At 41.6% G+C, this 9,739-nt stretch carries 7 protein-coding genes and 2 tRNA genes; all 9 read left to right on the top strand.

Features of this window, described 5'->3' with window-relative positions:
* Positions 1 to 4 precede the first annotated feature (4 nt).
* The 9 genes from HUS62_RS03500 (at position 5) to HUS62_RS03460 (ending at position 9,704) form a co-directional block, all read left to right on the top strand.
* A tRNA-Pro gene (locus HUS62_RS03500) sits at positions 5 to 81 on the top strand.
* Positions 82 to 122: 41 nt separating this feature from the next.
* A tRNA-Pro gene (locus HUS62_RS03495) sits at positions 123 to 199 on the top strand.
* A 356-nt stretch (positions 200 to 555) separates the two neighbouring features.
* Positions 556 to 1,860, top strand: coding sequence for a trigger factor (gene tig, locus HUS62_RS03490; protein WP_054553149.1), 1,305 nt, complete (start codon positions 556 to 558; stop codon positions 1,858 to 1,860).
* A gap of 273 nt (positions 1,861 to 2,133) precedes the next feature.
* Positions 2,134 to 2,751 (top strand): ATP-dependent Clp endopeptidase proteolytic subunit ClpP, encoded by a 618-nt coding sequence (clpP, locus tag HUS62_RS03485; RefSeq protein WP_054562075.1) that lies wholly within the window; start codon positions 2,134 to 2,136, stop codon positions 2,749 to 2,751.
* 135 nt (positions 2,752 to 2,886) lie between these two features.
* The gene (gene clpX / locus HUS62_RS03480) at positions 2,887 to 4,170 is read left to right on the top strand and encodes an ATP-dependent protease ATP-binding subunit ClpX (RefSeq protein ID WP_054562074.1); all 1,284 of its coding nucleotides are present in this window, start codon (positions 2,887 to 2,889) and stop codon (positions 4,168 to 4,170) included.
* A gap of 143 nt (positions 4,171 to 4,313) precedes the next feature.
* The gene (lon, locus tag HUS62_RS03475; protein WP_175078542.1) at positions 4,314 to 6,674 is read left to right on the top strand and encodes an endopeptidase La; all 2,361 of its coding nucleotides are present in this window, start codon (positions 4,314 to 4,316) and stop codon (positions 6,672 to 6,674) included.
* Positions 6,675 to 6,871: 197 nt separating this feature from the next.
* Positions 6,872 to 7,162 carry an HU family DNA-binding protein gene (locus HUS62_RS03470; RefSeq protein WP_175580427.1) on the top strand — a complete coding sequence of 97 codons (291 nt, stop codon included), beginning with the start codon at positions 6,872 to 6,874 and terminating at the stop codon, positions 7,160 to 7,162.
* Positions 7,163 to 7,320: 158 nt separating this feature from the next.
* Positions 7,321 to 9,222 (top strand): peptidylprolyl isomerase, encoded by a 1,902-nt coding sequence (gene ppiD, locus HUS62_RS03465; RefSeq protein WP_175078541.1) that lies wholly within the window; start codon positions 7,321 to 7,323, stop codon positions 9,220 to 9,222.
* A gap of 83 nt (positions 9,223 to 9,305) precedes the next feature.
* On the top strand, positions 9,306 to 9,704 hold the full coding sequence (locus HUS62_RS03460; protein WP_175078540.1) for a GNAT family N-acetyltransferase: 399 nt from the start codon (positions 9,306 to 9,308) through the stop codon (positions 9,702 to 9,704).
* Positions 9,705 to 9,739 lie beyond the last annotated feature (35 nt).

Here is a 9,739-nt window from a genome sequence, read left to right as displayed (position 1 = left end):
ATATCGGCGATTAGCGCAGTTTGGTAGCGCACTTGGTTTGGGTCCAAGGGGTCGCAGGTTCAAATCCTGCATCGCCGACCATTCTCTTGAATGGTCTTTATTTTCAAAACTTCTCTCAGTATCGGCGATTAGCGCAGTTTGGTAGCGCACTTGGTTTGGGTCCAAGGGGTCGCAGGTTCAAATCCTGCATCGCCGACCACTTTTAAGCTTTAATTCCTCATTCAAAGCTTCTTAAATTCAGAATTCATCCTTTAAATCAGCTTAATTCTTCGATGTTGTTTTGTTGCGTTCGTTTTTTACGCATTTAAACGCTGATTGCTGCTATATACGCCAAATAATTGCCCCCCAGACTCGACTATCATAAATATTAGGTTATAATGCCGCGTCTATTGTTTAACATAGTGCCCATAGGGGCAAAGCAGCAATGGTATCTCATGGTTACAATGCGCCGTTTTAAGTTGAAATATTCAGCGTTAAAACTTGCTATCACTCATGGAGATCACCTTGTTTGTAAGGAAGGCGAACAGTCGCCAAAATTGAAGATTGAGGTAAATCATGCAAGTTTCTGTTGAGACGACTCAAGGCCTTGAGCGCCGTCTGACCATCACCGTTCCTGCAGAGAACGTTGAGACTGAAGTAAAAAAACGCTTACAACAACTGTCTAAAACCCAGCGTATCGATGGTTTCCGTCCTGGTAAAGTACCAGCGTCTATCATCAACAAGCGTTACGGTGCTGCAGTACGTCAAGAAGTTGCAGGCGAATTAATGCAACGCAACTACATCGAAGCAATCGTTTCTGAAAAAATTAACCCAGCTGGTTCACCTACTTTCGCTCCTAAAGCGTTAGAAGCTGGTAAAGATTTAGAATTCGATGCAACTTTCGAAGTTTACCCAGAAGTTGAAATCCAAGGTTTAGATAAAATCGCTGTTGAAAAACCAGCTGTATCTGTAACTGACGAAGACCTAGCTAACATGCTAGAAACTCTACGTAAGCAACACGCTTCTTGGGCTGAAGTTGACGCAGCTGCAGGCGAGAACGACCGTGTAACTATCGACTTCGTTGGTTCTATCGAAGGCGAAGAGTTCGAAGGCGGTAAAGCTGAAGACTTCCCACTAGAACTTGGTCAAGGTCGTATGATCCCAGGTTTCGAAGACAACATCGTTGGCAAAAAAGCGGGCGAAGAAGTTGTTGCTGAAGTAACTTTCCCTGAAGAGTACCACGCTGAAAACCTTAAAGGTAAAGCAGCTACTTTCGCAATCACTGTTAAGAAAGTTGAAACTCAAGAGCTTCCTGAGCTTAACGACGAGTTCGCAACTAAATTCGGTGTAGCTGAAGGCGGTGTTGACGCTCTTAAAGAAGAAGTTAAAAAGAACATGACACGTGAGCTTGACCAAGCAGTTAAAGCTAACGTTAAAGATCAAGCTATCAAAGGTCTTTTAGCTAACAACGAAATCGAAGTGCCAAAAGCGCTAGTAGATCAAGAAATTGATGCACTACGTCAGCAAGCTGCACAACGTTTCGGTGGCGACGCTAAAAACATGCCTGAGCTTCCAGCTGAATTATTCCACGAGCAAGCTGTAACTCGCGTTAAGACTGGCCTATTACTAGGTGAAGTAATTAAAGCGAACGAGCTTAAAGTTGACGACGCTAAAGTTGAAGAGTTAATCGCAACTGTAGCTTCTGCATACGAAGATCCAACTGAAGTAGTAGAGTACTACAAAGCAAACGATCAGCTTATGCAGCAAATGCGCAACGTAGCGATGGAAGAGCAAGCAGTTGAAGCTATCCTAGCTAAAGCAAACGTGACTGACGTTGAAAAAGCATTCGACGACATCATGAATCCACAGCAAGGTGCTTAATAAGTCATTGACTTAAGCTCTCGCTAGCGATTAAATGGCTCGTGTTACCCTGTATTTATACAGCGTACTCGGGCCATTTTAGTTTGTGGTATCAGTTTCAAAAAAACCAACAATACTGATGTTATTTCAGAACTTTTTTCGGCGAGGATTGAATTTGTTCTGATAAGTTCCTATATAGTTATAAAGATTGAATAGACAGCTTAACTTACATTAGTATAAATGTGCTTTCCTTATAGTAAGGATGAGTCGCAGCGGATAAGGAATTAAATAAGAATGAATAGCGGTATGATAGACCCTCTAAACGCACTAGTCCCTATGGTTGTTGAACAAACAGCTAAAGGTGAGCGCTCATATGATATTTACTCACGTCTTTTAAAAGAGCGCATTATTTTCTTAACTGGCCAAGTAGAAGATAACATGGCTAATTTGATTCTTGCGCAAATGCTGTTTTTAGAATCAGAAAACCCAGAAAAAGATATTTATCTTTATATTAATTCGCCAGGCGGTTCTGTGACTGCGGGTATGGCAATTTACGATACAATGAATTTTATCAAGCCTGATGTAAGCACTATTTGTGTTGGCCAAGCGGCAAGTATGGGTGCATTCTTACTATCAGGTGGCGCTAAAGGTAAGCGTTTTTGTTTACCTAACTCACGTGTAATGATCCACCAACCATTAGGTGGCTTCCAAGGTCAGGCATCTGACTTTGAGATCCATGCTCGTGAAATTTTATCAATTAAAGATAAGTTAAACCGTTTAATGGCTGAACATACTGGCCAGCCACTCGATGTGGTTTCTCGTGATACAGACCGTGATAACTTTATGACTGCTAGCGAAGCAGTTGAATACGGCCTAGTTGATTCAGTATTTTCAAGCCGCGATTCGAAGTAATCTGAATAGCTAATAATAACGTATTGTTAGCTATCACCCTTTACTATGCGAAAACTGATATTCTTTGATATAGTTAAACATAGTGAATTAGCAGTAGCCCAGTGCTACTGCCAACGTAATAAATGAGGTAGCTGAATGTCTGACACTCCTACAGACGGCGACAAAAGTAATAAATTGTTATACTGCTCTTTCTGCGGCAAAAGCCAGCATGAAGTTCGCAAACTAATTGCTGGCCCTTCAGTATATATTTGTGATGAATGTGTAGAGCTGTGTAACGATATTATCAGGGAAGAAATCAAAGACATTGCGCCGAAGCATAATGCGTCTGATAAACTGCCTGTGCCGAAAGAAATTCGTGATCACTTAGATGATTACGTGATTGGCCAAGACCACGCGAAAAAAGTGCTGTCGGTTGCGGTATACAATCACTACAAACGTTTACGCAATCAAACAATCAATGCAGATATTGAGCTTGGTAAGAGTAATATTCTATTAATCGGTCCTACAGGTAGTGGTAAAACATTACTTGCTGAAACAATGGCTCGTTTACTTGATGTACCATTCACGATGGCCGATGCAACGACACTAACTGAAGCAGGTTATGTAGGTGAAGACGTTGAAAACATCATTCAAAAGCTACTGCAAAAATGTGATTACGACGTAGAAAAAGCACAACGTGGTATTGTTTACATTGATGAAATCGACAAGATTTCTCGTAAGTCTGACAATCCATCGATCACCCGTGACGTATCGGGCGAAGGTGTACAACAAGCCTTACTTAAGCTAATTGAAGGTACGGTTGCATCTGTGCCACCACAAGGCGGCCGTAAACATCCACAGCAAGAGTTCTTGCAAGTTGATACATCTAAGATCCTATTTATCTGTGGCGGTGCGTTTGCTGGCCTAGATAAAGTGATTGAACAACGTAGCCATAAAAATACCGGTATTGGTTTTGGTGCTGAAGTTAAGCAATCATCAGGTAGCCGCAGCTTAAGTGAAACATTTAAAGATGTTGAACCAGAAGATTTAGTGAAATACGGTTTAATTCCTGAGTTCATTGGTCGTCTTCCGGTTGTTGCGACACTTACAGAACTAGATGAAGCAGCGCTTATTCAAATTCTGAGCGAACCAAAAAATGCATTAACTAAACAGTTCTCTGCATTGTTTGCGATGGAAGATGTTGAGCTTGAGTTCCGCGAAGATGCACTTAGCGCAATTGCTCATAAAGCAATGGAACGTAAAACAGGTGCACGTGGCTTACGTTCAATCGTTGAAGGCGTATTACTTGATACTATGTATGAATTACCTTCGATGGATGATGTTAGCAAAGTGGTTATTGATGAAACCGTTATTAAAGGTGAGTCAGACCCAATTTTGATTTACCAAAGCGGTAACCAAGACAAAGCTGCATCAGAATAAAGCTGTAATAGTTTAAAAGTTAAGCAGTTGAACACGAAAAAGGAGCCAAAGGCTCCTTTTTTTATAAATATGTTGAACTTTCCCTTACATATCCCCATATACTTGAGTAATCTTTAAAATAAATGAAGTGCGAAGAGAATATAATGACGCTTGAGAGAACAGATCGAGTCGAAATCCCCGTGTTGGCACTGCGCGATGTAGTGGTTTACCCACACATGGTGATCCCGCTATTTGTTGGTCGTGAAAAATCAATAAAATGCCTAGAAGCGGCGATGGACAAGGACAAACAAATTTTCCTAGTGGCGCAAAAAGACGCCTCTGTTGATGATCCGCAGCAAGATGATATCTACCGTGTTGGCACCATTGCCACAGTACTTCAGTTATTAAAGTTACCTGATGGCACCGTTAAAGTGCTTGTTGAAGGCACACAACGTGCGAGCGTTGAAACGTTTTTAGATAACGATGATTTCTTTGTGGCTGAAGCACAGTTCATCGAATCAGGCCATATCGACGAGCAAGAACAAGATATCTTTATTCGCAGCGCAATTAGCCAATTTGAAGGCTATGTAAAGCTTAATAAGAAGATCCCACCTGAAGTACTTACTTCTGTGTCTGGCATCGATGAAGCTGCACGCCTTGCTGATACCATGGCAGCACACATGCCGCTTAAGGTACCTGAAAAGCAAAAAGTACTTGAGATTGCCGATGTGACTGAGCGTCTTGAATACTTAATGGCACTGATGGAAGGCGAGATTGACTTACTGCAAGTTGAGAAAAAAATCCGTACCCGCGTGAAAAAGCAGATGGAAAAGTCGCAGCGTGAGTATTACCTCAACGAGCAAATGAAAGCGATTCAAAAAGAGCTTGGCGAACTTGATGATGTACCCGATGAATTCGAAGCAATTAAAAAGCGCATCGAAGAATCAGGTATGCCTAAAGAAGCGCAAGAGAAAGCAAACGCTGAGTTATCTAAATTAAAAATGATGTCGCCGATGTCGGCGGAAGCAACCGTCGTGCGCTCGTACATTGATACCTTAATCAATGTACCTTGGAAAAAACGCTCTAAGGTGAAAAAAGACTTAGCTGGCGCACAGAAGATTTTAGATAGTGACCATTACGGCTTAGATAAAGTTAAAGAGCGTATTATTGAGTATCTAGCGGTGCAGCAGCGCACTAATAAGCTTAAAGGCCCAATTTTATGTTTAGTCGGTCCTCCTGGTGTAGGTAAGACTTCACTTGGTCAGTCAATCGCACGCTCTACAGGTCGTAAATATGTGCGTATGGCATTAGGTGGCGTTCGTGACGAAGCGGAAATCCGCGGTCACCGCCGTACTTACATTGGTTCTATGCCTGGTAAGTTAATCCAGAATATGACTAAAGTTGGTGTAAAGAACCCATTATTCTTATTAGATGAAATCGATAAGATGTCATCAGATATGCGTGGCGACCCTGCATCAGCATTACTTGAAGTACTTGATCCTGAGCAAAACAGCCATTTTGCCGATCACTACTTAGAAGTTGATTACGACCTATCTGACGTAATGTTCGTGGCAACATCAAACAGCTTTAATATTCCAGGTCCATTATTAGACCGTATGGAAGTGATTCGCCTTTCGGGTTACACCGAAGACGAGAAGCTAAACATTGCTAAACAACACTTGATTCCAAAACAAGTTAAGCGCAATGGCTTAAAAGAGCATGAAGTTGAAATTGCTGACAGCGCAATTATTGGCATTATCCGCTACTACACACGTGAAGCGGGCGTTCGTAACTTAGAACGTGAAGTGTCAAAACTATGTCGTAAAGCAGTTAAAAACATCCTGCTTGATAAAAACACTAAAAAGGTCCTTATCGACGATAACAACCTTGAAGAATTCTTAGGCGTACAACGCTTTGATTATGGTAAAGCAGAAGACGGTGACCGTATTGGCCAAGTAACGGGTCTTGCGTGGACTGAAGTAGGTGGTGATTTACTGACTATTGAATCTGCAGCTGTACCAGGTAAAGGCAAGCTAACTTACACAGGTTCGCTTGGTGATGTAATGCAAGAGTCAATTCAGGCTGCGATGACGGTTGTTCGTAATCGTGCTGAAAAACTTCGCATTAATAGCGACTTCTATGAGAAACGTGACATTCATGTTCACGTGCCAGAAGGTGCAACACCAAAAGATGGCCCAAGTGCTGGTATTGCCATGGTAACTGGTTTGGTATCGAGCTTAACGGGTAACCCAGTGCGCTCAGATGTTGCAATGACAGGTGAAATCACATTACGTGGTGAAGTATTACCAATCGGTGGCTTAAAAGAGAAGCTACTGGCAGCGCATCGTGGTGGAATTAAAACCGTTATTATTCCAAAAATTAACGAACGTGACTTAAAAGAGATCCCAGACAACGTATTAGAGGGCCTTGAAATTCACCCAGTTACATGGATTGATGACGTTTTAAAACTGGCTTTGAAGCACCCAGTTGAGAGTTTTTCTGTCGAAACTGAAAAAAACCAGTAAAAAACCGCAAAAAAGTGCATTTAGGGGCTTTTCAAATACAAAGGGTATGATAAGTTAAGCACTAGTTTTCAAGCCTAGGCCTTATGTAGCCTAGGGTTGAGAAAAATATAATAAACTGAGCATAAACTTAACTTGCTCATAAATTTTCAAAACAGTGATGTTATTTTTTATAAAAACAATCGCTCTTGATAATAACAATGAAAGAGGATGATATTGTGAATAAATCTCAATTAATCGATCAAATCGCAGCTGACGCTGACATTTCTAAAGCGGCTGCAGGTCGTGCACTAGATTCATTCATCGAGGCTGTTTCAGGCGCTCTTAAAGATGGCGATTCAGTAGCGCTAGTTGGCTTTGGTACTTTCTCTGTACGTGAGCGTGCAGCGCGTTCAGGTCGCAACCCGCAAACTGGTGAGACTATCCAGATTGCTGCAGCAAACATTCCTTCTTTCAAAGCAGGTAAAGCGCTGAAAGACGCAGTAAACTAATCATTAAAGATTAGTTGGTGAGAGATACCTAATCACACTTAAATTGAATTTAGGTAACTTATCACCAGTTACTTCAAGTGAAAAAGCGTATCTGGTAAGATACGCTTTTTTTACATGAGCAGGGTTAATTTGTACCTGATCAGAATAGAGATAGATAAATGCTTGAGAAAATCAGAGAAGGTTCGCAGGGACCTGCAGCCAAAATTATTTTAGGCGCGGTGATTTTATCTTTTGCTTTAGCTGGGATCGGTGGTTATTTAGGACAAACCACAGAGCAACCCGTTGCAGAAGTAAATGGAGTTAAAATTAGCCAAACCGAATTCAGCCGTGCATACCAAAACGAACGTAACCGTTTAGAACAACAATTTGGTGAATACTTCGCACAAATCGCTGCTGATCCAAATTACATGGCACAAATTCGCCAAGGCGTAATCGACCGTTTAGTACAACAAGAATTGCAAACTCAACTAGCGGCAGAATTAGGTCTTCGTGTAAGCGACGAAAGTGTTCGTAAAGCAATTTTAGAAATGCCTTACTTCCAAGTAGGCGGCCAGTTTAGCAACGACCGCTACTTACAAGTTATTCGTCAAATGAATTTCCAACCAGATGCTTTCCGTGAATATTTACGTGAAGACATGACACGCAGCCAATTAGTAGGTGCTGTTGCTGGTACAGATTTCATCTTAGAAAATGAATTAAACAACAGCGTTGCTCTACAACAGCAAACGCGCAGTATTGATTACTTAGTTGTTGCTAAAGAATCATTACAAGCAGGTATCGAAGTAACAGAGCAAGAAATTGCTGATTACTATGAGTTGAATCAACCGCAATTCTTAGCACCAGAGCAAGTGTCTGTAAGCTACATTGACTTAAATGCAGCTACCTTAACGCTTGATTCAAGTGTTTCAGAAGAAGATATCAAAGCTTACTATGATCAAAACAGTGCACAATATGTTGAGCCTGAAAAACGTCGTGTATCGCACATTTTAATTGATAACAGCGAAGACGATGATGCAGCAAAAGCGAAAGCTGAAGAGCTACTAGCGCAGTTACAAAGCGGTGCTGATTTTGCTGAGCTAGCTGAGTCATCTTCTGATGACGTAGTGAGTGCAGAAATGGGCGGCGACCTAGACTGGATTGAACGTGACATGATGGACCCTGCGTTTGAAGATGCAACGTATGCACTTGAAAGCAAAGGCGACATTTCTGACGTTGTAGAATCAGAGTTTGGTTATCACATCATCAAACTTACTGATATTCAAACACAGCAAGTTAAACCATATGCTGACGTAAAAGATGAGCTTCGCGCTGAACTTGAGCGTGCTAAGAAAATTAATGCGTTCTATGAAAAGCAAACTCAAATGGGTGAGCTTGCGTTCGAAATTTCAGATACTTTAATTGATGCAGCAGAAGCAGCAGGCGTTGAAGTGAAGAAAACAGAACTTGTTACTCGCAATGCATTACCTGAGCCGTTAAATAACCCACAAGTTGTTACTGCTATTTTCTCACCTGAAGTGTTAGAAGACCGCATGAACTCAGAAGTAATTGAAGTAGGCGATGAGCATGCTGTTGTTGTTCGTGTAAACGATCACAAAGCTGCTACAACGAAAGCACTAGCAGATGTTTCTGAGCAAATTAAGGCGACGTTAGTTTCACAAAAAGCATCGGAGCTTGCTAAAGAAAAAGCACGCACTCTATACGCTGAGATCGAAGCTGGTAAGAGCCTAAACGAAGTTGCACAAGCTGAAGGCCTAACAGTACGCCAAGAAGCTGCACTTGCTCGTCAAGCTTACACAGTGTCACCAGCTATTGTTCAACAAGCTTTCAAAATGGCTCACCCACAAGGTGCACCAGAGGTTGAAGTTGTTGACCTAAACAATGGCGATGCGGCAATTGTTGCGCTAAAAGCAGTTAATCCAGCGACTGAAGTTGAGATTAATGAGCAACAAAAGCAAAACATCACGATGGCTCAAGTGAATAAAAACTATATGGTATTTATTGCAGCACTAAAAGCACAAGCTGAAGTGCAAGTACCAAAAGCGACTCAAGCTGCTGAATAATTAGCAAAATGAGTTAAATAAAAGGCGCCTACTGGCGCCTTTTTTGTTACCGTTAAAGGTAATGCAAGTTACAAGGAGCTTTTATGGAGTACAGTCTAATAGAGCAGCTACCAAGCGCAGAAGAATACTGTGATATGCGCCTTAAAGCTGGCTTATCTGCACGTTCATTAGCGGCTGCAAAGGCGGGGTTACCAAACTCTCTTTTTGCTATTTGTATTCGTAAAAACGATGAGTTGATTGGCATGGGCCGCGTTATTGGTGATGGCGGTTGTAATTTTGAAGTGGTTGATATTGCTGTATCACCAGAATATCAAGGGCAAGGGTTAGGGCGTGTCATTATGGAACATGTTGACCGCTACATTGAATCTACCGCCTTTGAAGGTAGTTATGTCACTATGGTCGCTGACAAACCAGGCTTTTACGAAAAGCTTGGCTACAAGTTTGTCGCACCACAAAGCCAAGGGATGTATAAAAAGTTTTGATAAGAGTAAAGCTGCAAGGGGAAAGAGTAAAGTTT

The organism is Pseudoalteromonas sp. 0303 (genome assembly GCF_013349995.1).
Classification (GTDB): domain Bacteria; phylum Pseudomonadota; class Gammaproteobacteria; order Enterobacterales; family Alteromonadaceae; genus Pseudoalteromonas.
The sequence above is the reverse complement of the archived record's forward strand: the minus strand, read 5'-3'. Positions and strand labels throughout refer to the sequence as shown.